24 protein-coding genes and 1 other annotated feature are annotated in these 24605 nt (G+C 44.9%); of the genes, 21 read left to right on the top strand and 3 right to left on the bottom strand.

Annotation, left to right across the window (positions count from 1 at the left end):
* Positions 1 to 47 precede the first annotated feature (47 nt).
* From sigG to BM210_RS04215, 10 genes are all read left to right on the top strand, one after another.
* Positions 48 to 830, top strand: coding sequence for an RNA polymerase sporulation sigma factor SigG (sigG, locus tag BM210_RS04260; protein WP_091164856.1), 783 nt, complete (start codon positions 48 to 50; stop codon positions 828 to 830).
* Between the two features lie 160 nt (positions 831 to 990).
* A complete protein-coding gene (locus BM210_RS04255; RefSeq protein ID WP_076227442.1) occupies positions 991 to 1296 on the top strand; it encodes a YlmC/YmxH family sporulation protein in 306 nt (101 codons plus the stop codon).
* Between the two features lie 163 nt (positions 1297 to 1459).
* A complete protein-coding gene (pgeF, locus tag BM210_RS04250) occupies positions 1460 to 2317 on the top strand; it encodes a peptidoglycan editing factor PgeF (RefSeq protein ID WP_091164854.1) in 858 nt (285 codons plus the stop codon).
* Between the two features lie 15 nt (positions 2318 to 2332).
* The gene (locus tag BM210_RS04245; protein ID WP_091164851.1) at positions 2333 to 3016 is read left to right on the top strand and encodes a YggS family pyridoxal phosphate-dependent enzyme; all 684 of its coding nucleotides are present in this window, start codon (positions 2333 to 2335) and stop codon (positions 3014 to 3016) included.
* 301 nt (positions 3017 to 3317) lie between these two features.
* The gene (locus tag BM210_RS04240) at positions 3318 to 3740 is read left to right on the top strand and encodes a cell division protein SepF (RefSeq protein WP_091164844.1); all 423 of its coding nucleotides are present in this window, start codon (positions 3318 to 3320) and stop codon (positions 3738 to 3740) included.
* A 41-nt stretch (positions 3741 to 3781) separates the two neighbouring features.
* A complete protein-coding gene (locus tag BM210_RS04235; RefSeq protein WP_091166115.1) occupies positions 3782 to 4042 on the top strand; it encodes a YggT family protein in 261 nt (86 codons plus the stop codon).
* Positions 4039 to 4830, top strand: a complete 792-nt coding sequence (locus BM210_RS04230; RefSeq protein WP_091164843.1) for a YlmH family RNA-binding protein — start codon at positions 4039 to 4041, stop codon at positions 4828 to 4830. The genes BM210_RS04235 and BM210_RS04230 overlap by 4 nt, the downstream gene beginning before the upstream one ends.
* Before the next feature lie 144 nt (positions 4831 to 4974).
* Positions 4975 to 5454 (top strand): DivIVA domain-containing protein, encoded by a 480-nt coding sequence (locus tag BM210_RS04225; protein WP_076228324.1) that lies wholly within the window; start codon positions 4975 to 4977, stop codon positions 5452 to 5454.
* Between the two features lie 40 nt (positions 5455 to 5494).
* Positions 5495 to 5753 (top strand) — a binding site (T-box leader).
* Positions 5754 to 5797: 44 nt separating this feature from the next.
* Positions 5798 to 8566: an isoleucine--tRNA ligase gene (ileS, locus tag BM210_RS04220; RefSeq protein ID WP_091164840.1), complete on the top strand. Its 2769-nt coding sequence runs from the start codon at positions 5798 to 5800 to the stop codon at positions 8564 to 8566.
* A gap of 144 nt (positions 8567 to 8710) precedes the next feature.
* Positions 8711 to 8995 (top strand): DUF5665 domain-containing protein, encoded by a 285-nt coding sequence (locus tag BM210_RS04215; protein WP_256223325.1) that lies wholly within the window; start codon positions 8711 to 8713, stop codon positions 8993 to 8995.
* Here BM210_RS04215 and BM210_RS04210 read toward each other — a convergent pair.
* Positions 8992 to 9762, bottom strand: coding sequence for a TraR/DksA C4-type zinc finger protein (locus tag BM210_RS04210; RefSeq protein WP_091164832.1), 771 nt, complete (start codon positions 9760 to 9762; stop codon positions 8992 to 8994). The two genes, BM210_RS04215 and BM210_RS04210, sit on opposite strands and share 4 nt — an antisense overlap.
* Positions 9763 to 9882: 120 nt before the next feature.
* Here BM210_RS04210 and lspA point away from each other — a divergent pair, with 120 nt between their 5' ends.
* From lspA to BM210_RS04190, 4 genes are all read left to right on the top strand, one after another.
* Complete coding sequence (lspA, locus tag BM210_RS04205) at positions 9883 to 10374, top strand: signal peptidase II (RefSeq protein WP_091166113.1); 492 nt, start codon at positions 9883 to 9885, stop codon at positions 10372 to 10374.
* Positions 10375 to 10378: 4 nt separating this feature from the next.
* A complete protein-coding gene (locus BM210_RS04200) occupies positions 10379 to 11326 on the top strand; it encodes an RluA family pseudouridine synthase (protein WP_091164830.1) in 948 nt (315 codons plus the stop codon).
* A 16-nt stretch (positions 11327 to 11342) separates the two neighbouring features.
* The gene (locus tag BM210_RS04195) at positions 11343 to 12497 is read left to right on the top strand and encodes an aminotransferase A (RefSeq protein WP_091164828.1); all 1155 of its coding nucleotides are present in this window, start codon (positions 11343 to 11345) and stop codon (positions 12495 to 12497) included.
* Positions 12498 to 12622: 125 nt separating this feature from the next.
* Positions 12623 to 13096 (top strand): AAA family ATPase, encoded by a 474-nt coding sequence (locus BM210_RS04190; protein ID WP_091164822.1) that lies wholly within the window; start codon positions 12623 to 12625, stop codon positions 13094 to 13096.
* Positions 13097 to 13198: 102 nt separating this feature from the next.
* On the opposite strand, the gene BM210_RS04185 is transcribed toward BM210_RS04190, so the two are convergent.
* Positions 13199 to 14356: an N-acetyldiaminopimelate deacetylase gene (locus tag BM210_RS04185; RefSeq protein ID WP_091164819.1), complete on the bottom strand. Its 1158-nt coding sequence runs from the start codon at positions 14354 to 14356 to the stop codon at positions 13199 to 13201.
* A gap of 182 nt (positions 14357 to 14538) precedes the next feature.
* Positions 14539 to 15249 carry a 2,3,4,5-tetrahydropyridine-2,6-dicarboxylate N-acetyltransferase gene (dapD, locus tag BM210_RS04180; protein WP_371263414.1) on the bottom strand — a complete coding sequence of 237 codons (711 nt, stop codon included), beginning with the start codon at positions 15247 to 15249 and terminating at the stop codon, positions 14539 to 14541.
* Positions 15250 to 15619: 370 nt separating this feature from the next.
* Here dapD and pyrR point away from each other — a divergent pair, with 370 nt between their 5' ends.
* From pyrR to pyrE, 7 genes are all read left to right on the top strand, one after another.
* On the top strand, positions 15620 to 16183 hold the full coding sequence (gene pyrR / locus BM210_RS04175) for a bifunctional pyr operon transcriptional regulator/uracil phosphoribosyltransferase PyrR (protein ID WP_256223241.1): 564 nt from the start codon (positions 15620 to 15622) through the stop codon (positions 16181 to 16183).
* On the top strand, positions 16180 to 17088 hold the full coding sequence (locus BM210_RS04170; protein ID WP_091164814.1) for an aspartate carbamoyltransferase catalytic subunit: 909 nt from the start codon (positions 16180 to 16182) through the stop codon (positions 17086 to 17088). The genes pyrR and BM210_RS04170 overlap by 4 nt, the downstream gene beginning before the upstream one ends.
* 32 nt (positions 17089 to 17120) lie before the next feature.
* A complete protein-coding gene (locus tag BM210_RS04165; protein ID WP_091164812.1) occupies positions 17121 to 18410 on the top strand; it encodes a dihydroorotase in 1290 nt (429 codons plus the stop codon).
* A gap of 87 nt (positions 18411 to 18497) precedes the next feature.
* Entirely contained in the window at positions 18498 to 19685 is a 1188-nt protein-coding gene (gene carA / locus BM210_RS04160; RefSeq protein ID WP_091164810.1) for a glutamine-hydrolyzing carbamoyl-phosphate synthase small subunit, read from the top strand.
* Complete coding sequence (gene carB / locus BM210_RS04155; protein WP_091164809.1) at positions 19672 to 22887, top strand: carbamoyl-phosphate synthase large subunit; 3216 nt, start codon at positions 19672 to 19674, stop codon at positions 22885 to 22887. Before carA ends, carB begins: the two co-directional genes overlap by 14 nt.
* Positions 22888 to 23011: 124 nt before the next feature.
* Positions 23012 to 23743 carry an orotidine-5'-phosphate decarboxylase gene (gene pyrF, locus BM210_RS04150; protein WP_091164808.1) on the top strand — a complete coding sequence of 244 codons (732 nt, stop codon included), beginning with the start codon at positions 23012 to 23014 and terminating at the stop codon, positions 23741 to 23743.
* 73 nt (positions 23744 to 23816) lie between these two features.
* Complete coding sequence (gene pyrE, locus BM210_RS04145) at positions 23817 to 24473, top strand: orotate phosphoribosyltransferase (RefSeq protein ID WP_091164807.1); 657 nt, start codon at positions 23817 to 23819, stop codon at positions 24471 to 24473.
* Positions 24474 to 24605 lie beyond the last annotated feature (132 nt).

Raw genomic sequence — 24605 nt, 5'->3', positions numbered from 1 at the left:
TCGAGGGGATAATTAACAGTAATGTTTCTCCTTGGGAGGTAATCACGGTGACCCGAAACAAAGTCGAGATTTGTGGTGTAGATACTGCAAAGCTTCCTGTTCTAACTAATGCGGAAATGCGCGAATTATTCATTAAATTACAGACCCTTCATGAGCGGTCGGCCAGAGAAAAGCTGGTGAATGGCAATCTGAGACTGGTACTGAGTGTAATTCAACGTTTTAATAATCGCGGTGAATTTGTTGATGATCTGTTTCAGGTGGGATGTATCGGACTTATGAAGGCGATAGATAATTTTGACTTAGGCCAAAATGTTAAATTTTCTACTTATGCGGTACCGATGATCATTGGTGAGATCCGCCGTTATTTACGTGACAACAATCCAATCCGGGTATCCAGATCTTTGCGGGATATCGCTTATAAAGCTCTGCAGGTACGGGACAGCTTAACGAATCAAAATTCGCGCGAGCCGACCATTTATGAAATATCTGAAGCGTTGAATGTTCCTAAAGAAGATGTCGTTTTTGCTTTGGATGCGATCCAGGATCCGGTTTCCTTATTTGAGCCGATTTATCATGATGGTGGAGATCCGATTTATGTGATGGATCAAATTAGTGATGATCGTAATAAGGATGTATCTTGGATTGAGGGAATAGCACTTCGTGAAGCGATGCACAAGCTGAATACCAGGGAGAAAATGATTCTATCCATGCGGTTTTTTGATGGCAAAACGCAGATGGAAGTTGCAGACGAGATCGGCATTTCGCAAGCTCAGGTGTCACGTTTGGAGAAATCGGCGATTTCACAAATGCAAAAGTATGTTAAAAACTAAATGCTTGTCTGTATCATGGGCCTTTAAAGGGGAACTTTCCCTGCGACCTCTCTGCTGAAATTAGCGGGGAGGTTTTTTTGTGGAAGAAGACATTTTGCCCAAGTCTCACATATAGTAGTAAAAGAAATCAACAATCTAATGAATACGTGGTGGTTACAACGTGAAAATATCAGATTTTCAAACCAAGGACGTAATCAATATTGTAGACGGGAAAAAGCTCGGGCAAATCAGCGATCTGGAGCTGGATCTTCGGAATGGGACCATTGAGTCTATCGTTGTGCCTAACAGCGGCCGATTCTTTGGCTGGTTTGGGGGTTCAACGGACGTCGTGATCCCTTGGAAAAATATCGTTAAAATCGGTATGGATGTCGTTCTGGTCAAGATTGATGATGTTCGCAGCTTCCGCCAAAAAGAGGAGCCGGAGGCGTATCACGAATTTAATAAACAATATCGGGGACAAGGATAAGAAAACAAGCATATATCAGCTAAGATTAGACTCATAAGGGATGCTGTTTGAAGCTGCTTCGTGTATACTGATAGAAAGCGGATAAGCGTAAGCTGCCATGAAATCAGGTTACTTACACACCGAAATGGATAACTGAGAGATTGACGAAGGGGGTCTTACTACTATGGAGCCGTTCGTACCGGAAAAGGCTGATAATGGGTGCGAATTGTTGTTAATACGCAGCTGGATGGAACGCGACAGCGGACTTACAGCCGGTTTCACCTCACGTCATGGAGGCGTTAGCAGCGGTGAGTTTGGCAGCTTGAACTGTGGTCTGCATGTTGAGGATATACACGAAGATGTCGTAACCAACCGTCACAAATTAGCGGAAGCCCTTCATATCGATTTGCAGCAGTGCACTTATGCAGAACAGGTTCACGGTAATAAGGTGCTAAAAGTAACGAGGTCGCATGCGGGGGCAGGTATTGATTCGCGTGAACGTGCAATTCAGGCAACGGATGCTTTTATAACTAATGAGTCTGGACTCTTTCTACATGTCATGTTTGCCGACTGTGTGCCCCTATATTTTTATGATCCGGTAGGGCGTGTGGTTGGACTAGCTCATGCTGGCTGGAAAGGGACTGCTCTTCAAATAGCAACCCATACATTGAACCTTATGCATCAGGAATACGGAACCAAGGCGGAGCATGTTATGGCTGCAATAGGACCGTCGATTCAAGGCTGCTGTTATGAGGTAAATGATATTGTGGTCTCGCAATTTGTTTCGCTCATGCAGGAATTAAACCTATCCAATACAGGAGAAAATGGAAATATACCTATCTATGAAAGCAAACCCAATGGGAAATACAACTTAAACTTGCAACAAATGAATCGACAAATTATGATAAAAGCAGGAATTATGCCAAGTCATATCGAAATGAGTAGTTTATGCACAAGCTGCCGCTCCGATATCTTTTTTTCTCATCGCAAAGAAGCGGGGAAAACAGGCAGAATGGCTGCATGGATTGGTTTGTATGAATAGAGGTGACTTTCTGTTTTGAAGCTGACACAGCATATTGAATTTGTAGAAGATAAAGTTAAACAAGCATGTGACCGTGTAAATAGAGACCGTAAAGATGTGCAGATCATTGCTGTAACGAAGTATGTTTCTCTGGAGACCACAGGCAAGGCGATTGGTTTGGGGATGAACCATATCGGGGAAAACCGTTGGCAGGATGTCCAGCCCAAGTGGGAAGCATTTCATGATCAGGCTGTGTGGCATTTTATCGGACATTTGCAAACGAACAAGGTGAAGGATGTCATCGGTAAATTTGCTTACATTCATTCACTGGACCGTCTATCCTTAGCCAACGAAATCGAGAAGAAGGCTGCCGCTCAAAACTTGGTAGTATCCTGCTTCATCCAGCTGAATGTATCCGGGGAAGAGACGAAATATGGACTGCCTCCGGAGGAGTTGGCCACTTTTGTTGAAAAGCTGAGAGATATGCCGCACATTCGTATCGTCGGCTTGATGACAATGGCACCTTATGAAGCAGAGCCGGAATCGACCAGGCCGGTGTTTCGGGAGCTTCGCCGTCTGAGGGATGAATTAAATCGCGAACAAGTATTGGGATATGCTGTTCAGCATTTGTCCATGGGCATGTCCAATGATTTTGAAGTCGCTATAGAGGAAGGCGCGACTTGGATACGTCTGGGAACGGTACTAGTAGGAAAAGAGTAAGGGCATACAATGCTTACGAAGTGTAAGTTTTCTTGCGAAAACTCAAAGATGATGCTTACGAAGTAAGTTTTCTTACGAAAACTTTAAGGTGATGCTTACGAAGTAAGTTTTCTTACGAAAACTTTAAGGTGATGCTTACGAAGTAAGTTTTCTTACGAAAACTTTAAGGTGATGCTTACGAAGTAAGTTTTCTTACGAAAACTTTAAGATGATGCTTACGAAGTAAGTTTTCTTACGAAAACTTTAAGATGATGCTTACGAAGTAAGTTTTCTTACGAAAACTTTAAGGAGGAGATTGATGATGGGTATGATGAACAAGTTTATGAATTTTATCGGGATTCAGGAAGAAGAAGAAATCACGGAACGTGAACATGTTACCGAGCATGCGGAAGAACATGAAACCAATCCCGTGGAGCAACGTAAAAATAAAGGAAACATTGTCAGTATTCATTCAGCCAAGCAAGTGCGTGTTATTTTGAATGAGCCGAAGTCCTATGAGGATACGCAAGAAATTGCCGACCACTTGCGTTCACGCCGCCCAGTCGTTGTCAATCTCCATCTCGTTCGTTCGGATCAGGCAACCCGTATTGTTGACTTTTTGAGCGGCACCGTTTATGCTCTCAATGGTTCGATTTCCAAAATTGGTCCTAATATTTTTCTGTGCACGCCGGACACGGTTGAAATTCATGGCTCGATTTCGGAAATACTGAATAATGAGGGCTAGCACCAACCACATTCTAAATCGAGGTGAATCGTTTGTTTGCTATTGTTGGCTACGTTAACACACTTATTGAAATCTATACATACATGCTGATCGCCTACGTGCTGTTATCATGGCTTCCTAGTGCAAAAGAGAGCTTTATTGGTGAAATATTGGGCAAGCTGTGCGAACCGTATTTATCGATATTCCGCCGATTTATTCCGCCGATCGCCGGAGTTATTGATATTTCGCCGATTGTTGCACTGATTGCTTTGCGTTTTGTTGGGCAAGGTATTACAGCCGTCCTATTGTTTTTTGTTAAATGATGGAGAAGAACAGAGAGCAAGTCTACACCCACTTTCATCCGGATGAGCATCGGTTTGTAGATAAGGCTGCCGAATGGGTTGCGCGTGCGGAGCAGCATATGGTGAAATTGACCGATTTTCTGGATCCTAGACAAGCTTTTATTTTAACTACGCTTGCCAATCGAAGTGTGGATATTCATATTCGATTTGATGGTGGACATGAGCAAGCGGAACGAAAGAGAGCTTTTATCGCACCCGAATATCGGGGGTTGGATAAAGAGGAAATGGGAATCAGTCTGATTTCTGTGACATCTTTGGACAATAAGCTTAAGGATCTGGATCATGGGGATTACATGGGCTCCATTCTTGCGCTCGGCATGAAGCGGGAAAAAGTCGGCGATATTTATGTAACCGATCAGGGGTGCCAGTTTATCGTTGCATCGGAAGTGGCTGATTATATGCGGCTGAATCTGCAGCAGGTCCATCGTGTGCATGTGCAAACTCAGCAGCTGCCGCTTGAGCAGCTTCAGGTTGTTACAACTAGGCTCGAAGAGATGAGTCTCTCCGTAGCTTCCCTTCGTTTGGATGGTATTGTCAGTGACGTTTACCATCTTAGTCGTGCCAAAATCCTGATTCCCATTAAAGCGGGACGCTGCAAGCTGAACTGGAAGCAGGAAGAGGATCCGAGCAAGCCTTTGAAGTCAGGTGATGTTGTATCCTTACAAGGTTTTGGGCGGTTTCAGGTGTTGGAAGTGGAAGGGATTACAAAAAAAGGCAGATATCGGCTAAGAATCGGCAAATATGCGTGATTGCCGATTTTTTTTGTTAAATTTTGCAGGTTTTTTTAGTTAAATGAAGGAAATAACGAAGGTACCGTCGAATATAGCTATACGCGTTGGACAGCAAGTCTCGGAGGTTTCCGGACTGATGTCAATTTTTCAGGAGGTGCAGCAATGGCTTTAACACCGTTGGATATACATAATAAAGAATTTGGCCGATCATTCCGAGGTTATGATGAAGATCAAGTAAACGAATTTTTGGACCAAATTATTAAAGATTATGAAGCAAATATCCGTGAGAATAAGGACTTGCAAAATCAGCTTGCTGCGATCCAGGAGCGTCTTAATCATTTTTCGAGTATAGAAGAAACCTTGAGCAAGACCATAATCGTGGCTCAGGAAGCTGCCGATGAATTAAGAAGCAATTCCAAAAAAGAAGCGCAGCTCATTATAAAGGAAGCCGAGAAAAATGCGGATCGAATTATTAATGAATCCTTGACTAAATCCCGCAAAATTTCAGTGGAAATCGAAGAACTCAAAAAACAGGCTTCGATTTATCGTACCCGCTTTCGTACATTGCTGGAAGCACAGCTGGAATTGCTCGGTCAAGAGGATTGGAATGCGATGGAACGGATTGAAATTGAACAAGCTTAAGACGGCTTGCCTATTGCAAAAGAAACTGCTACAATGATCACAAAAAGCGATGAATGGGAAGAGTATGTTACGTACGCAACGAAAGCGAGTCGGGGTTTGGTGCGAGCCCGATCTTTGCAGTAATGGAAAATCACCCAGGAGCATTCTCTTGAACCTACAGTAAAGAGGATCGGCTAATCCCGTTAACGATTATTGAGTGAAGACTATTTTGCTGCAAGCCGGAGATTTCTGAACGGAAGTCTGGCGGACAGCTGGCAAGTCTTAATCAGGGTGGTAACGCGAGGCTTCTCGTCCCTATGGGGATGGGAGGTTTTTTTGTATATAACGAAGGAGATGGACAATAATGGACTATGGCAAAACATTAAACCTATTACAAACTGATTTCCCGATGAGAGGAAATTTGCCGCAAGCGGAACCGGGTATGCAGCAGCATTGGGAAGAAATTGATATTTATAGCAAGGTACAGGAGAGCCGCAAGGGAAAACCGAAATTTATATTGCATGATGGCCCTCCCTACGCGAATGGTGATATTCATATTGGACATGCGTTGAACAAAGTACTTAAGGATATTATTGTTCGTTTCAAAACGATGCAGGGCTATGATGCGCCTTACGTTCCTGGTTGGGATACACATGGTTTGCCGATTGAGCAGGCTGTTGCCAACAACGACAAAATTGATCGTAAAAAAATGAGTGTTCACGAGTTTCGTGAATATTGTAAGGACTACGCGCTGCAATCGGTCGAGAGGCAGAAGGCACAGTTCAAACGGTTAGGTATTCGCGGTGATTGGAATAATCCATACATTACACTACAGCCCAAATATGAAGCTCAACAAATTCGCGTTTTTGGTGAGATGGTAAACAAAGGTTATATCTATAAAGGACTGAAGCCTGTATATTGGTCCCCATCCTCAGAAAGTGCACTGGCTGAGGCAGAGATCGAATATCAGGATAAAACCTCAACATCTGTATATGTCGCTTTTCAAGTGAAGGCTGGTAAAGGCAAGCTGCCTGAGGATGCTTCGATTGTGATTTGGACGACGACACCGTGGACGCTGCCTGCCAATCTAGGTATTTCCTTACATCCGGATTTCGAATATGTTCTTGTCGAAGTGGAAGGCAAGAAGTATGTGGTAGCCCAAGGGTTGCTAGAGTCTGTATCCAAAGAAATCGGCTGGAATGATGTACAAGTGTTGTCGCAAATCAAGGGCAGCGAGCTTGAGCATGTGCTTTGCCAGCATCCGTTTTATGACAGAACGTCACTTGTGATGGTTGGTGATCATGTTACATTGGAAGCCGGTACAGGTTGTGTTCATACCGCTCCGGGTCACGGGGAGGATGACTTTGTAATCGGTCAACGCTACAATTTGGGCGTGCTGTGTCCTGTGGATGATCAAGGTCATTTTACAGCGGAAGCGCCTGGCTTTGAAGGAATGTTCTACGATAAAGGCAACAAAGTAATTACTGAGATGCTGAAAGAATCCGGGCACTTGCTTCATATGAGTCTGATCCAGCATCAGTATCCGCATGATTGGCGGACGAAGAAGCCGGTTATTTTCCGCGCGACTGAGCAATGGTTTGCTTCTGTAGACAAGTTCCGCGAAGAAATGCTTGAGGAGATTAAAAAGGTTAAATGGACTCCAGCCTGGGGCGAGATTCGTCTGCATAACATGATCGCCGATCGTGGGGACTGGTGCATTTCACGTCAACGGGTGTGGGGAGTGCCGATTCCGATTTTTTACGGTCGCAACAGCAATGTGCCGCTCGTCAACAAGGAAACGATTGAGCACGTAGCACAAATTTTTGAACGTGAAGGCTCCAATGCTTGGTTTCAAAAGGATGCTTCCGAGCTGTTACCGGAAGGTACCGTATGTCCGATAAGCGGTGATACAGAATTCCGTAAGGAAACCGACATTATGGACGTGTGGTTTGATTCTGGGTCCAGTCATGTAGCTGTTCTTGAAACCAGAGATGAATTGGTGTGGCCGGCGGATCTGTACTTGGAAGGCTCGGACCAATATCGCGGTTGGTACAATTCTTCCTTAATCACAGGTGTAGCTGTGCATGGACAATCGCCGTACAAAGGCATTTTAAGCCATGGGTTTACGTTGGATGGTGAAGGACGTAAAATGTCCAAATCACTCGGCAACACCATTGATCCGAATAAAGTGTGCGACAAGCTGGGCGCCGATATTTTACGCCTGTGGGTATCTTCGGTAGATTACCAATCCGATGTGCGCATTTCAGACAATATTTTGAATCAAATTACGGAAGTGTATCGCAAAATTCGCAACACGCTGCGCTTTTTACTGGGTAATTTATCTGACTTCAACCCTGCAGCAGACCGTATAGCTCCGAACCAAATGAATGAATTGGACCGCTTCGCATTGGCGCGTTTGAATCGGATGACTGATCGCGTTACCAAGGCATACGATGCCTATGAGTTTCATATTGTTTATCAGTCTGTACACCATTTCTGTGCCGTTGAGATGAGCGCTTTTTATCTGGACATTATTAAGGATAGACTTTACGCTAGCGCTCCTTCGGATTCGGGCAGAAAAGCAGCACAAACCGTATTATATGATGCCTTGACGGTAATAACTAAGTTAATTGCTCCGATTTTGCCGCATACAGCGGACGAAGTATGGAAGTACATCCCAGGCGTCCAATTGGACAGCATTCAATTAAGCGAGCTGCCGGAAGTAGATGCTACACTTTTCGATGAAAAAATGGAATCAAAGTGGGAACAGTTCATTGTCGTTCGTGATGATGTTCTGAAGGCTCTGGAGGACGCACGTAAGGAAAAAATGATCGGTAACTCGCTTGGGGCGGCCGTTCATCTATATCCAAATGAAGAGCAAGCACAGCTGTTAGCTGGGTTAGAACAATTGGAGCAGCTATTCATTGTTTCAGCAGTTGAGGTTCATGAAGCCGGAGCCGCGGCACCGGAAGGGGCTCGTTCGTCCAAAGGTATGTCCGTACAGGTGAAGATTGCAGAAGGCGAGAAATGTGAGCGCTGCTGGAATGTTACTAAGGATGTAGGCTTGGATGCGGATCATCCGACCTTGTGCAAACGTTGTGCGGAAGTCATCAAGCAGAGGGTAGAGGTTTAATCAGGTCTTATCAGGTCTAATCAAATATGGGAGTAATCCCGGAAGCAGAAGAAGCGTACAAGCTCTGCTAACGGGATTAATCTGATGAGAAAGTCGGGAGGAATGGGCTTGAGCGGACATCAGCCATTGCCGGATCGGAAGCTTATGGAAAGTATCCACCAGCAAGTGACCAAGATTGCAAATCAGATGGAACGAACCCAAATTGCCGATTATGTGGATCTGCTCAACAGTCCGCGTAAGCTCATTTTCTCGAATTTACTCGCTGGTTTAGCAAGAGGCGTTGGAATCGCCATTGGCTTTACTGTGTTTGCGACGACAATTCTGTATGTTCTTCAATTATTGGGAGCTTTAAATTTACCTATAATTGGAGACTATATAGCGGATATTATTAAGCATGTTCAGTATCAATTGGAAGGAAGAACTTACTAGGTGAGATCCGTATAGATATCATCTTCGTCATCTGCGGAATCCAGCTCAAGTAAGCCTTCACCTTCATGGTTTTGCAGATACTCGTTATAGGCTCGATTCCTGTACAGAGTAACATTTTGTCCATACATATCGGTAGCCAAAAAGCTTTCGAATGCTTCCACGTAGCCGACCTGCTCATCAGCCTCAATTTCCATATCGTTATAATTATTTGAAATGTTGGGGTCTTCTGCCATAGCAGGTGAGTTGGAGCTGCCCCAGCTTTCAACAATTTGCCAGGCATCTTCGCCGTCAAATTCGGTTTCCTTATCCTTTTCGTCCAGACTGGTTCTGCCGAATGGCGGTGCTAAGATGTCTTCTTCAACTGGACGATATTCGGTATCAGGGATGTCAGGTACATGTTTTTTGCAAAATAAGGTGGTAGGTACTGCCTGTAGACGTTCAAAAGAAATGGGAGCTCCACAGCTCTGGCAGATACCATATTGTCCATTGTCTAAGCGCTGCAGTGCTTCAGTAACCTGGGTAAAATGACGCTCGCGATTATCGTTTAAAGCAATATCCTTACTGCGTTCAAACATTTCCGACCCTAAATCGGCTGGGTGGTTATCATTGGTGGATAGTTCACCGGTCTGATCACGCAGGGAGTCGGAGAGACCGAAATGGCTGTTGTTTTCCGTCACGTTCTCCAGCCATTGTTTTTCTTCAAGTAAAATGAACCGTAACGATTGCAATTGCTGAGGACTTATTGGATTGGGATCATTATGAGTCATCAAGTACGCCTCCTTTGATAAAGCATTGCTGCTATTTTTTGCGGAAACGAAGTTTTTTACATAGGTAAATCATGGGTAAGGCAGCAGATCAGGAGAAGTAAGCGAAAAGGAGTTGTCATGTTGAGATACTATTTATATGCATGTGTAGTGCTGATACTGGATCAAATCACCAAATGGTTGATTGTCAATCGGCTAGAATTGAATGAAGTTCGTTCGGTTATTGGTGAATTTTTTCAAATTACATCACACCGGAATCGCGGAGCGGCTTTTGGCATTATGCAAGATCAACGGTGGTTTTTTATTGTGATTACTTTGGTAGTCGCAGCTGGTATTATTATTTATTTGCAGAAAAGCTACAAAGAGGGCAAAAAGCTGCTGCCAGTTGCACTTAGCTTACTATTGGGCGGAGCTTTAGGAAACTTTGTAGATCGGGCCTTATTTGGCGAAGTGGTCGACTTTCTAAAATTTCGTTTCCAATTTAATGGTTTAGGTAATCCGGTTGACTATACCTATCCGATCTTTAATATTGCGGATTCCGCGATTTGTATCGGTGTGGCACTCATATTTATCGATTCCATCATCAGCTGGAGAAAAGAAAAGAGAGGCGCGTAACTAAATGTCTTTATCTGAACAAGAAGAGTTGGAGAATCGGAAAGAATGGATTGCTGAGGCGCAGGATCAAGGAGAACGGGTTGATAAATTCGTAGCTGAAGCATCTGATGAGGATGTATCCCGCAGTCTTGTGCAGCAGTGGATCAAGGATGGTCATCTAAAAGTCAACGGTGTACGTGTCAAAGCAAACTATAAGCTGTCTGTTGGAGATCAATTGGTGTTAGTTACACCCGAGCCGGAAGAATTGAATCTGACAGCTGAGAACATTCCACTTGAAGTGATTTATGAGGATGGAGACGTGATTGTGATCAATAAGCCGCGGGGGCTTGTTGTTCATCCGGCTCCTGGCCACTACAGCGGTACATTGGTTAATGCGCTCCTGCACCATTGTAAAGACTTATCGGGAATTAATGGGGTCATGCGTCCCGGAATTGTTCATCGGATTGACAAAGATACATCGGGATTGTTGATGGCTGCCAAAAATGATACAGCACACCAGTCATTGGCAGCACAGCTGAAGGAACATACCGTAGTCAGAAAATATTTGGCGGTTGTGCATGGGAATTTGACTCATGAACAAGGTACGGTAGATGCTCCAATTGGTCGAGATCCGTATGACCGTAAATTGTATACAGTCACAGAACGCAATAGTAAAAAAGCGGTAACGCATTTTGGTGTTATTGAGCGTTACGGTGATTATACCTTGCTGGAGCTGAGACTGGAAACGGGCCGAACTCATCAAATTCGTGTGCACATGAAGTTTATTGGGCATCCACTAGTAGGAGATCCTGCATACGGGCCTTCCCGCGGCAAAGGTGCGACGATGGATGGACAAGCTCTGCATGCGGCCATACTTGGCTTCACACACCCTAGAACCGGAGAGCATTTGCAGTTTGAAGCGGAAATTCCTGCGGATATGCAGCATTTGATCCACGTATTGAAAAATCGTTAAGATTGGAGTACTGACAATGGAACATTTGATCAATCCCGCTGTGAAGGATATTCAAATATCGGGAATCCGAAAAATCGCCAATTTGGTTAGTCAGTATCCAGATGTGCTTTCTTTAACAATCGGTCAGCCCGATTTTCCGACACCTGATCATATTTTGCAGGCCGCCAAGCTGGCAATCGATGCACATAAAACGACATATACGGCAAATCCGGGCTTGCTTGAGCTGCGCCAAGCGGCATCGGCCTTTGTACGAGTTAAATATCATTTACATTATGCGCCGGAGTCAGAAGTTATCGTAACTACGGGAGCAAGCCAGGCACTGGACATTACGTTAAGAACAATCCTTGAGCCAGGAAGCGAAGTGCTGATCCCAGGACCGATTTATCCGGGATATGAACCTTTGGTACGATTGTGCGGAGGGGTTCCGATCTATGTGGATACGAGAAGCAACGGTTTCAAACTGACAGCTGAGCTGTTGGAGCCGCACATTACGGACAAAACCCGCTGCATTATTTTGTGCTATCCATCAAATCCAACGGGCAGGGTTGTGAGTGGTCAAGAGCTGGCAGATATCGCAAGTCTTTTGGATCAAAAATCGATATTTGTTATTTCCGATGAAATTTACAGTGAGCTGATTTACGATCAACCGCATGTTTCCATTGCTGCACTCCCTTCCATGCGTGAGAAAACAATTGTGATCAACGGATTATCGAAATCTCATTCGATGACCGGCTGGCGGATCGGACTTGTTTTTGCACCGGAATATGTGGCAAAACATATGGTTAAGGTACATCAGTACAATGTGACGTGTGCAAGCTCAATCAGCCAATATGCTGCGCTTGAAGCACTGACGAATGGTATAGATGATGCAATACCTATGAAGGAAGCTTATATGCAGCGTAGAGACTACGTGTATGGACGCTTGCTGCAGATGGGGTTTGAATTGGAGAAGCCGGAGGGTGCTTTTTATTTATTCCCGTCGGTTGAACGATTCAAGCTATCCTCGATGGATTTTACAATGCGACTATTGAATGAGCACAGAGTTGCTGTAGTGCCTGGGGATGCATTTTCCATCTTTGGGGAAGGCTACATTCGGATATCCTATGCCTATAGTATGCAGATTCTGGAGCAAGCGCTGGATCGTATGGATGATTTTGTTCGCAAACTATAAATAGTAAAGCTCCTTCTACCGATTCAGGTATAAGGAGCTTTTTTGTATGGCTATCATCGTAATGAGCAGCTCAGATATGTTATGATTAAGCTGTCTACATATCTAAGCATTGGAGGTGTAAAAGTATGGATCAGGATTTAATCAATGCCATACGGCTGGTAGTAAAGGAAGAAATGATCGAGCAATTGATTCCTATCAAGGAACAATTGAAGGACCTGGAGCCGATGAAAGAGCAGTTGAAAGACTTGGCACCAATGAAGGAACAGCTGAAAGACCTGGAGCCGATGAAAGAGCAGCTGAAGGATCTAGCACCAATGAAAGAGCAGTTGAAGGACCTGGAGCCGATGAAAGAGCAGTTGAAGGATCTGGCACCAATGAAAGAGCAACTGAAGGATCTGCCATCCATAAAGGAGCAGCTTACACAAATGCAGCAGCAGTTGGATCGAATGGAATATGCACAAGCTCATGATGTCTTGTCCTTGCTAACTATGATAGATGCCAAACTGGAACAGACAGCAACAAAAGAAGATATTGCTTATTTAGCCAGAAGAATCGGTGAGCACGATCTGGAATTAGATCGATTGAAACGAATCAAATAATAAGATATTCGTTTGAAAAATCTGGATCAAGAGAGAGCATGACAGAAAGCCTCTATGACTTTTAGGTCGCCAAACAGAGCTAACCATATTCTCTCTTCATTATCAATTTTGCTCGGATATCCATCTAAAGTAGCTGCTGATCAGTTCAATTGCGAGATCGATCGCTTGTTCATTAGGTTCAATTTTGGCATGATGCAAACCGTAAGGCGTATCCACCCCGAGCCAAAACATAAAACCAGGAATTTTCTCCAGAAAATAACCGAAATCCTCACCTGTCATGGCCTCCGTACATTCGATTACCTTCATAATACCCGTTTCACGAACCCAGTCCATAAATGTTTGGGTTGGTTCTGCATGGTTGAATACCTGCAAATAATTGGCCCCGTAATCGATGTCAACCTTACAGTCATAGGCTGTTTCCATGCCGGCCGCGAGCGCTTCAATACGCGATTTGATCAGCAGCATTGTGGTTGCGGATAATGTGCGAATGGTGCCTTCTAGTCGTGACTTCTCAGCGATAATATTTTGCTTAGTGCCGCCTTCAATTTTACCAATCGTGATAACGGCAGAATCGAGTGGATTTACATTGCGTGATACGATAGTTTGCAGTTGGGAAACTAACTGGCAGGCTGTAATCACCATATCATTAGCAAGGTGAGGGAAAGCAGCATGTCCACCTTTACCAGTTAGATCTATGAACAACTCGGAAGTATTGGCAAATAAAATTCCCGGTTTCGTAGCGATCGTGCCAACCGGATATTCAGGTGCGATATGAAGTGCAACGATTTGATTCGGCATCCAATCCTGAAGTTCTTCACATTCAAGCATAGGTTTTGCCCCGCCAGGACCTTCTTCAGCCGGTTGAAAAATGAAGGTAATATCGTCCTTTATAGGAGTCTGAACAGCCTGAGTCAGAATGCCAAGACCGATTGACATATGAACATCATGCCCGCAAGCATGCATAAAACCTGAGTGGGTTGAGCGAAACTCATAGCTGGTATCTTCCGTGATAGGCAGACCATCCATATCGGCCCTATAACCGAGACGGCGTTTGGGGGCGGTTCCTTTTACATTTACCAATATTCCTGTCCGCCAAGTCCGGATTTCGAGACGTTCCTGTGGAAGCGATTCAAGATAGTCCAGCAAAAATTGTTGGGTTTTGAACTCGGCAAAACCTGGCTCCGGAATTTGGTGCAGTTGTCTGCGGATTTGTACAAACGGTCCTGGTGCTGATCTGACATTTTTAGTCGAATTCGCCATTAGTGTGATCAGTCCTTTCTAAAATAGAGCAACGGAATCAAAGTCGTTTTGATGAAGAGGCATTTAAAAGTTAGTGTTAGCTTTTCTTTCAATGTAAGGATGTTCAGCCCAACTGATACTTATAAATTGTGAACGTATAAAGAAAAGCCCGGCGATGTTCGCCGAGCACTAAGCTGAACACCCTAAAGGGTGCGGAGATCTTGCAAAATTTCGGTTTTGGATTTCGTTTTGGCATCAACCATTTTGATCACTCGTGCTGGTGCTCCTGCAACTACCGTATATTCGGCTACATCCTGGGTGACGATAGCACCTGCAGCAACGACGGAACCTTTACCAATACGAACACCTTCAAGGATAACAGCATTGGCTCCAATTAATACGTCGTCTTCAATAACTACAGGTTGAGCGGAGGGAGGCTCAATAACACCAGCAACAACAGAACCTGCACCAATATGACACATAGATCCAATAACTGCGCGTCCGCCAACTACAACATTCATATCGATCATGGTACCTGCACCGATAGAAGCGCCGATATTAATGGAAGCGCCCATCATGATGATCGCGTTATCGCCGATAAATACCTTATCACGAATGACAGCACCGGGTTCGATACGAGCGTTAATGCCTTTAAGATCGAGCATAGGGATTGCGGAGTTACGACGATCGTTCTCAACTACATAATCTTCAATAAGGTTTTGATTTTCGTCCAGTACGCGTTTCACTTCTGTCCATTCACCGAACAATACACCACTTTTGCCGGACAAAAAGGATTGAATCTCTGAACCAAAATCGATGGATTCCAAATCACCTTTTACATAGACCTTTACTGGTGTTTTCTTTACACTGTTCTTGATAAACTGAATAATCTCCAATGTGTTCATCTCAGTCATTGACATTCCAACTCTCTATATAATGTACCGTGTCATCATTCATGACACCGGGTGAAATCTCTCATAATCTTTATAGCATAAAAGCCATGCTATCGCAATGTTGGAAACATCAAATTACGACATAATGCGTGTTTTCCCTATTGACATTGGGTATCTGACATGGGATAATGCTAATAATTGAAAAGCACCTTTAAACTCAGTCCAGAGAGACTGGCAAGGTGAACGAATGGAAACAACGGCTATTAGGTTCTAATGGGTCAATCTCGTTATGAATTCTACTTTCATCCGTTATCTCCGTATGTCCGCGAACCTTGCCCTAATGAGCAAGGTTTTTTATTTTGTCTATCACTGGAGCAGGAGGTCGAAGACCTTGGGTCAGGAAGCAGAACGCGAGCATGTGCTCATGGATGAAACAGGGATGCGCCGTGCATTGACACGGATTGCCCATGAAATACTGGAAAAAAATAAAGGTTTTGAGAACTGTATGCTGATCGGTGTTCGTACCCGAGGCATTTACTTGGCCAAAAGAATTGCTGAGCACATTTTAGAGATAGAAAATGTGCCAGCACCAATCGGTGAAATCGATGTTACGAGGTATAGAGATGACCGATCCGGCAGACTGGATCCAAAAGCAGGCGTAGAGCCGCCAGCAGCCATTGATATTCATAATAAGAAGCTGATCCTGTTCGATGATGTGCTGTATACAGGCAGGACCGTCAGGGCGGCAATGGATGCGCTGATGGACATGGGACGTCCACAGATGATACAGCTTGCGGTGTTAGTAGATCGTGGGCATCGGGAGCTTCCGATCCGTCCGGATTATGTAGGTAAAAATATTCCTACTTCGCGGTTGGAAGCGATAGAAGTACTGCTTCATGAAGTTGATGGGCTGGATCAAGTAGTAATAACGCAACAGAGGAGGCAGCAGAGATGACTCAGCTTCAGGTAGCATCACACAAGCATTTGCTCGGTACGCAAGGAATGAGTGCTGAAGAAATTACATCTATACTGGATCGAGCCGCATATTGGGAGCAAGTTCCCGAAAAGTTGTCGAAACAATTAAATGGCAAGTTTGTTGCCAATATGTTTTTTGAAAATAGTACGAGAACAAGATTCTCATTCGAGGTTGCCGAGAAACGGCTCGGTGCGGAAGTATTGAACTTTGCTGCTGCCGTGTCCAGTGTTCAAAAAGGCGAATCGATCTATGATACGGTGAAAACCTTGGAATCCATGGGCATTGATGCTGGTGTTATTCGGATGAAGCCGAATGGACTGCTTGCTGAGATTGCACAAAAGATTAAAGTGCCTTTAATCAATGCTGGAGATGGCAACAGTGAACACCCGACGCAAGCTTTGCTTGATCTTTACACGATGCGTAAGCATTTTGGTGAGCTGCGCGGACTGAATGTATCGATTATTGGAGATATCTTACATAGTCGGGTAGCTCGTTCGAATTTATGGGCACTTCAAACGCTTGGAGCCAAAGTCAGCTTTTGCGCTCCGCAAGTGATGCAAGCGCCAGAGCTTGCCGCTCATGCTCCTTATGTGAGCATGGAGGAAGCGATAAGAGGCGATGTTGTTATGATGCTCAGGGTTCAACTGGAGCGGCATGAAGAGGGATTGTTCAAATCCCCTGATGATTACAGAGAAGCATACGGAATGACCGTAAAACGTGAAGCTGCAATGGCAGTACACGCGATCATTATGCATCCAGCACCGATTAATCGGAATGTAGAGATTGATGATGAGCTGGTGGAGTGCGGAAGGTCTAAGATTTTTGAGCAAATGGGAAATGGTGTACCTATAAGAATGGCTGTCATTGAGCGGGCATTGAGCTAAGCTTCATAAACATAAATTACAGGGAGGCCATTATGGGAATTTGGATATTGAATGCACAGACGGTAGCTTCGGGAAATGAGGTTGTCAAACGTCATATTTTTGTAGAAGGTCAAACGATTGAACAGATAATTGAAGCAGGGGATATCTTACCTGACACGGCCGGGCACGAAGTGATTGACGCGGCAGGTAAGCTGGTCACAGCAGGCTTGATTGACATGCACGTGCATCTTCGGGAGCCAGGCTTTGAATATAAAGAAACGATAGCGAGTGGAACACGCTCAGCAGCCCGTGGCGGCTTTACAACGATAGCCTGCATGCCGAACACACGACCTGTCATTGATACCGTAGAAACAGTCAAATATGTACTGGATAAAGCTGAGAATGAAGGAATTATCCGTGTTCTCCCTTATGCTTGTATTACCAAAAATGAGCTGGGGCGCGAACTGACCGACTTCGATGCTTTGAAAGAAGCGGGAGCAATCGGATTTACGGATGATGGTGTAGGCGTACAAAGCGCGCAAATGATGAAGGATGCCATGACTAAAGCTGCTTCCATCGGGTTGCCGATAATCGCACACTGCGAGGATGATACGTTGACAGTGGGCGCGTGGGCGAGCGAAGGAGCATTTTCCAAAAAACACGGCTTAAAAGGAATACCTAATGAATCAGAAGCGATTCATGTTGGCCGTGATGTTCTTTTATCAGAAGCAACGGGTGCACATTACCATGTGTGTCATGTTAGTACGGAGCAATCGGTACGATTGATTCGCCATGCCAAGCAGTTCGGCATCAAGGTGACGGCTGAGGTTTGTCCGCACCACCTGCTGCTGTCCGATGAAGATATTCCGGGTCTGGACGATGCCAATTGGAAAATGACCCCGCCGCTGCGCACACCACGAGATGTACAAGCTTGTATCGAAGGCGTAATGGATGGAACTCTTGATATCATCGTAACCGATCACGCTCCACATAGTGCAGAAGAAAAAGCAAAAGGTGTTGATCTGGCTCCTTTTGGAATTGTTGGATTCGAAACGGCTTTCCCGCTTCTCTATACCAAGTTCGTTGCAACAGGACATTGGACTTTGCAATTTCTGGTGGACAAAATGACCTCGCTGCCAGCACAAGTATTTGGTTTATCACAAGGACGGTTGGAAGTAGGTAAAGTAGCAGATATTACAATTATCGATTTGAATAAGGAACAAGCGGTTGACGCGGCGGATTTCCTATCCAAAGGACATAATACACCATTCCTAGGTTGGAGCCTTCAAGGCTGGCCGACGCTTACGATGGTAGACGGCAAGGTTGTTTGGTCGGAAGCATAGATAAAGTAACGGCTGGCCTTGTTGCCAAGCTTATAATAAATAGTTTGAACTTTAAGAATGAATCAAGTAAATAAGGAGTTGAAATCGATGCAGGCAAGATTATTATTGGAAGACGGTACACTATTTACAGGCAAAGGCTTTGGAAGTGAGGGCGACTCGGTTGGCGAGGTCGTTTTTAATACAGGTATGACAGGTTATCAGGAGGTTCTTTCTGACCCCTCCTATTGTGGACAGATTGTAACGATGACCTACCCACTGATTGGTAACTATGGAATGGCGCGTGACGATTTCGAATCCATTCGTCCTTTTATCCACGGTTTCGTAGTGCGTGAGCATGAAGTGGTTCCAAGTAACTGGAGAGCGGAATACTCACTCGACAGTTTGCTTAAAGAGTATGGAATTATCGGCATCAGCGATATCGATACCCGGATGCTGACTCGCCGGATTCGCCACCATGGAGTTATGAAGGCTATGCTGACGACTTCCACGAAATCGGTAGCCGAGCTGATGGAGCAATTAACAGGCAGCTCACTAATGAATGATCAAGTTTCTAGAGTTTCAACCAAAAGCGTATTTAGTATTCCGGGTCCCAATGAACGTGTAGTTCTTGTTGATTTTGGTTCCAAAAGTGGAATTCTGCGTGATCTCGTTAAGCGCGACTGTGACGTTGTTGTCGTACCTCAAGATACAACAGCTGAACAAATTCGCCGTTTAGGACCAGATGGCATTTTGCTCTCCAATGGCCCTGGGGATCCGAAGGATGTTCCTCATGCCGTTTCTATGATTGCTGAACTACTTGGAGAATTCCCGATTTTCGGTATTTGCTTAGGCCATCAGTTGTTTGCTCTTGCATGCGGGGCGGATACGGACAAGCTTAAATTCGGACATCGCGGCGGTAACCATCCGGTTAAGGATCTGCAAAGCAATCGTTGTTATATTACTTCACAAAATCATGGATACACAGTTAAAGATGAGTCAGTTGCGAACACGGATCTTGAAGTTACACATATCAACAACAATGATGGAACAATCGAAGGTTTGAAGCACAAAAAGTATCCTGCTTTTTCCGTACAATATCATCCAGAAGCATCCCCGGGTCCTTTTGACTCGAGCTATTTGTTTGATGATTTCATCCAGCAAATACGCCAGTTTAAAGCGGATCGTCCGCAGCTTCCAAAACAAGCGCAAATTTCTGCGGCTTCCAAGCTAGGATTACAAGCAGCCGGTGCTTCCGGGCCTGCAGCAAAAGGAGAACTAGACTATGCCAAAAAATAATAGCCTCAAAAAAATATTAGTGATCGGTTCCGGTCCCATTGTTATTGGTCAAGCAGCTGAGTTTGACTATGCGGGAACACAAGCTTGCCAAGCATTGAAGGAAGAAGGCATGGAGGTCGTTCTGATCAACAGCAACCCTGCGACGATCATGACCGATACGAACATGGCTGATAAAGTATACATCGAGCCCATCACATTGGAGTTTGTTACACAAATTATTCGTCAGGAGCGTCCTGACGGTTTGCTTCCTACACTAGGTGGTCAAACAGGTCTGAATATGGCTGTTGCTTTGGCTCGTGCAGGTGTGCTGGAGCGTGAAAATGTTAAGCTGCTGGGTACGCAATTAACAGCAATCGAAAAAGCTGAGGATCGTGACCTGTTTCGTGATCTGATGAGAGAATTAGAACAGCCGGTTCCGGATAGTGTTATCGTAACAACGGTTGAAGAAGCAGTTGATTTTGCTAATGAAATCGGCTTTCCATTAATTGTACGTCCCGCTTATACATTGGGAGGAACAGGCGGAGGCATTTGCGCCGATATGGAAGAACTGGTGGAAACCGTAGCTTCAGGAATCCGCTACAGTCCAATCGGACAATGTCTCGTTGAGAAAAGTATCGCTGGCATGAAGGAAGTCGAATATGAGGTTATGCGTGATGCGAACGATAACTGTATCGTAGTCTGCAACATGGAGAACTTTGATCCGGTTGGCGTTCATACGGGAGACAGCATCGTTGTAGCACCGAGCCAAACGTTATCCGACCGTGAGTACCAAATGCTGCGTTCAGCATCCTTGAAAATTATTCGTGCTCTGAATATTGAGGGCGGCTGTAATGTTCAGTTCGCGCTAGATCCGTTCAGCTATCAATATTATGTAATTGAAGTAAACCCACGTGTAAGCCGTTCATCTGCTTTGGCTTCCAAAGCAACAGGCTATCCGATTGCCAAAATGGCTGCAAAAATCGCTATCGGCTACACATTGGACGAAATTATGAACCCGGTAACGGGTCAAACTTATGCATGCTTTGAGCCTACACTGGATTATATCGTATCCAAAATCCCACGTTGGCCATTTGATAAATTTACATCAGCGAATCGTAAGCTGGGTACGCAAATGAAAGCAACCGGCGAGGTTATGGCGATTGGCCGTACTTTCGAGGAATCGATTCATAAAGCGATCCGCTCATTGGAAATCGGTGTTCACCGTCTGTTTCTGAAGGAAACTGATTTACTGGATCAAGAAACATTGGAAATGCGTCTGGTAAAACCAGATGACGAACGGATGTTCTTGATCGCAGAAGCATTCCGTCGCGGTTATACTTTGCAGCAAATTCAAGATTTGACGAAAATCGATTGGTGGTTCTTGAACAAGCTTGAAGGTATGATCCTGTTTGAAAAACAGATCGCTGAGCCTGAACTAAGCGACGAAGTGCTGCGTGAAGCTAAGCGTAAAGGCTTTACAGATCGTGCCATCGCTGAAATTCGTACAGCAGCTAACAGCGGCCTGAAATTCACGAATGAGTCTGAAATTCGCGCTTATCGCTTAAGCATTAACCTAAAACCCGTTTACAAAATGGTTGATACGTGTGCAGCGGAATTTGAGGCAACGACACCTTATTACTACTCGACTTATGAAACAGAAGATGAAGTCAAGGAAGCAACTAAGCAAAAGGTAGTTGTATTAGGATCAGGCCCTATTCGTATCGGACAAGGAATCGAATTCGATTATTCTACCGTACATGCGGTATGGGCGATCCAGGCGGCAGGATACGAAGCGGTAATTATCAATAACAATCCGGAAACCGTATCGACCGATTTTAATACATCAGATCGTCTGTACTTCGAGCCTTTGTTCTTCGAAGATGTTATGAACGTTATTGAGCGCGAGCAGCCTATCGGCGTAATCGTTCAATTCGGTGGTCAAACTGCGATTAATCTAGCTGCACCTTTATCCAAAGCAGGCGTGCGTATTCTCGGAACTGATTTGGAAAACATTGATGCGGCAGAGGATCGCAAGAAATTCGAAGCACTGCTTCGTGGATTGAACATCGCACAGCCTCCAGGTGGTACGGTAACTTCAGTCGACCAGGCTGTAGGTATGGCTGCAATTCATGGTTATCCGGTTTTAGTCCGTCCTTCCTATGTTCTGGGCGGCCGCGCGATGGAAATTGTATATTCCGATGAGGAGCTTTTGAGCTACATGGAATATGCTGTGAAAATCAACCCTGAGCATCCGGTATTGATTGACCGTTATATGCTGGGTAAAGAAGTGGAAGTTGATGCGATCTGCGATAAGGAGACCGTCGTCATCCCTGGTATTATGGAGCACATAGAAAGAGCCGGTGTCCACTCTGGTGACTCGATTGCCGTGTACCCGACACAAACGGTTTCGGATTCAATCAAGCAGCAAATCATTGAGATTACAACGAAAATCGCCAGAGGACTGGAAATCGTTGGTTTGCTAAATATCCAGTTCGTTATTTATCAGGATCAGCCTTATGTCATTGAGGTTAATCCACGTTCATCCAGAACGGTGCCATTCTTAAGCAAAGTAACCCGAATTCCGATGGCGAATGTAGCAACTCGCGTTATTCTGGGCGAGAAGCTTACCGATATGGGATATGAAACGGGCTTATGGCCAGAAGATGATTATGTATCTGTGAAAGTGCCTGTATTCTCCTTTGCCAAGCTGCGCCGTGTAGATACGACACTTGGACCTGAAATGAAATCGACTGGTGAGGTTATGGGACGCGATAAGAGTTTTGCAAAAGCTTTGTATAAAGGTTTAATCGGTTCGGGTATGAAAATTCCGCCGACAGGCTCCATTATCGCGACAGTAGCTGACAAGGACAAAGAAGAAGCGATTGAGATTTTAAAAGGCTTTTACAAGCTTGGTTACAAAATCGTAGCCACAGGCGGCACAGCTAAAGCTCTGAATGATGCAGGCGTAGTTGTAACGACTGTGAATAAGCTAAGCGAGGGCTCTCCGAACATTCTGGATCTAATCCGCAATGGAGAAGCGCATTTCGTTGTCAACACGCTAACCAAAGGTAAAACACCGGAACGCGACGGATTCCGTATTCGCCGTGAATCGGTAGAGAATGGCATTGTTTGTATGACATCACTGGATACGGTGCGGGCGCTTTGGCATATGCTGGAGTCCATTAACTTCCAATCCGAAGCGATGCCAGCCAATCATATATAACAGCTTAAATGATTAGCACAGCAGCCCAGGTCTTCAGGGGGAAGCTGTGCTAATCCCATGATAGGGCGGCTTCAGCCGCTATGTGTCATTTGGAACGCTATAAGAATCAGGAGGCGATTGGGGAATGGCAGTACCAGCAAAAGTGGCAGAACGTATTATGGTGGCTCTCGATTATGCGGAAGCCGGGCAAGCACGTCAGTTAGTGGAAGCTTTGCAAGGAATTCCATGCTACATGAAGGTGGGCATGCAGTTATTCTACAGCGCTGGTCCCCAGTTCGTGCTCAGCTTGAAAGAACAGGGCTACAAAGTGTTTTTGGACTTGAAGATGCATGATATACCTAATACGGTTAAAGGCGGCTCTGAGAGTGTCACAAGGCTTGGAGTCGATATGTTTAATGTCCACGCTGCCGGCGGTAAACAAATGCTTGAGGCTGCAATGGAAGGTGTGGATAAAGCAATTAGCGGTAGTTCACATAGCCTTGCAAAACCTATAGTCATTGGCGTGACTCAGCTGACAAGCACAAATCAGAAGGTTATGAACGAGGAAATAGGGATTGAAGGCTCTGTAGAAGCAGCTGTTCTTCGCTATGCTCGACTGGCTCAATCTGCCGGACTGGGTGGTGTCGTTGCTTCTCCACTGGAGGTTGTCCAAATCAAGGAAGCCTGTGGTTCTGATTTTGTAACCGTAACACCAGGAATTCGACCAGCAGGCGCAGATATTGGCGATCAATCGAGGGTGTTGACACCAGCTGAAGCTTTTGCACAAGGCACGGATTTTATCGTAATTGGAAGGCCGATAACAGCTACCCAGGACCCTCGAAGTGCTTTGGAAAGCATCATTGCGTCGATCAAATAATTATATTGAAAAAGCGTTAACCGTCTTACCACACCGTACACGACGAATTGACTATTTAAGGAGCGATGTATTTATGAGTACACAATCAATTAAGACGGACCCACAACTTGCCGAGCAAATAGCGGTATCCTTACTGAAGATCGGTGCGGTAGCGCTTCGTCCTGATCAACCGTTTACCTGGACATCCGGCCTAAAGTCACCGATTTATTGCGATAACCGTCTTACAATCTCTTATCCCGACATTCGTGATGCAATTGCAGAGGGTTTTGCTGCATTGATTCGTGAGAACTTTCCAGATGCGGAAGTCATCGCAGGGGCTGCTACAGGTGGTATTCCACATGCGGCATGGGTTGCACAAAAGCTGAATCTGCCAATGGTGTACGTTCGTGATAAAGCGAAGGGACATGGCAAAGAGAACCTCATCGAGGGCAGCATTCAGCCGGGGCAAAAAACCGTTGTCATCGAGGATCTGATATCAACAGGGGGCAGCTCATTGAAGGTTGCACTTGCTGTAAATGATGCAGGAGCAAAGGCACTGGGCGTGCTTGGGATTTTCTCCTATCAATTCGAGAAAGCAGCAGCAGCATTCGAAGGTGCAAAGATTCCATTTGATACCTTAACTAATTATTCAGTTCTGCTTGATGCAGCGTTAAAGCAAGGCAGTATTCAGCAGCAGGATCTTGAGGCGTTACGTGCTTGGAGCATCAACCCAAGTGAATACGGCAAATAAACGGATGCGTCGTTGATACAAGAATTTATATCATTTTCGCATAGACAAAAAGCCCCGACTGTTGTTAACGGTTAGTTAAAACTAGCGTTAACAACAGTTGGGGCTTTTTAATTATAATTATTAAGTCATAAC

The organism is Paenibacillus sp. 1_12 (genome assembly GCF_900114475.1).
Classification (GTDB): domain Bacteria; phylum Bacillota; class Bacilli; order Paenibacillales; family NBRC-103111; genus Paenibacillus_S.
The sequence above is the reverse complement of the archived record's forward strand: the minus strand, read 5'-3'. Positions and strand labels throughout refer to the sequence as shown.

What these genes read in the sequence shown, in the direction of transcription:
- pgeF (WP_091164854.1), top strand. Translation starts at nt 1,460, where the DNA reads ATGGAGCCGTTCGTACCGGAAAAGGCTGATAATGGGTGCGAATTGTTG.
- BM210_RS04240 (WP_091164844.1), top strand. Translation starts at nt 3,318, where the DNA reads ATGGGTATGATGAACAAGTTTATGAATTTTATCGGGATTCAGGAAGAA.
- BM210_RS04230 (WP_091164843.1), top strand. Translation starts at nt 4,039, where the DNA reads ATGATGGAGAAGAACAGAGAGCAAGTCTACACCCACTTTCATCCGGAT.
- BM210_RS04225 (WP_076228324.1), top strand. Translation starts at nt 4,975, where the DNA reads ATGGCTTTAACACCGTTGGATATACATAATAAAGAATTTGGCCGATCA.
- ileS (WP_091164840.1), top strand. Translation starts at nt 5,798, where the DNA reads ATGGACTATGGCAAAACATTAAACCTATTACAAACTGATTTCCCGATG.
- BM210_RS04215 (WP_256223325.1), top strand. Translation starts at nt 8,711, where the DNA reads ATGGAAAGTATCCACCAGCAAGTGACCAAGATTGCAAATCAGATGGAA.
- BM210_RS04210 (WP_091164832.1), bottom strand. Translation starts at nt 9,762, where the DNA reads ATGACTCATAATGATCCCAATCCAATAAGTCCTCAGCAATTGCAATCG.
- BM210_RS04200 (WP_091164830.1), top strand. Translation starts at nt 10,379, where the DNA reads ATGTCTTTATCTGAACAAGAAGAGTTGGAGAATCGGAAAGAATGGATT.
- BM210_RS04195 (WP_091164828.1), top strand. Translation starts at nt 11,343, where the DNA reads ATGGAACATTTGATCAATCCCGCTGTGAAGGATATTCAAATATCGGGA.
- BM210_RS04190 (WP_091164822.1), top strand. Translation starts at nt 12,623, where the DNA reads ATGGATCAGGATTTAATCAATGCCATACGGCTGGTAGTAAAGGAAGAA.
- BM210_RS04185 (WP_091164819.1), bottom strand. Translation starts at nt 14,356, where the DNA reads ATGGCGAATTCGACTAAAAATGTCAGATCAGCACCAGGACCGTTTGTA.
- dapD (WP_371263414.1), bottom strand. Translation starts at nt 15,249, where the DNA reads ATGACTGAGATGAACACATTGGAGATTATTCAGTTTATCAAGAACAGT.
- BM210_RS04170 (WP_091164814.1), top strand. Translation starts at nt 16,180, where the DNA reads ATGACTCAGCTTCAGGTAGCATCACACAAGCATTTGCTCGGTACGCAA.
- BM210_RS04165 (WP_091164812.1), top strand. Translation starts at nt 17,121, where the DNA reads ATGGGAATTTGGATATTGAATGCACAGACGGTAGCTTCGGGAAATGAG.
- carA (WP_091164810.1), top strand. Translation starts at nt 18,498, where the DNA reads ATGCAGGCAAGATTATTATTGGAAGACGGTACACTATTTACAGGCAAA.
- carB (WP_091164809.1), top strand. Translation starts at nt 19,672, where the DNA reads ATGCCAAAAAATAATAGCCTCAAAAAAATATTAGTGATCGGTTCCGGT.
- pyrF (WP_091164808.1), top strand. Translation starts at nt 23,012, where the DNA reads ATGGCAGTACCAGCAAAAGTGGCAGAACGTATTATGGTGGCTCTCGAT.
- pyrE (WP_091164807.1), top strand. Translation starts at nt 23,817, where the DNA reads ATGAGTACACAATCAATTAAGACGGACCCACAACTTGCCGAGCAAATA.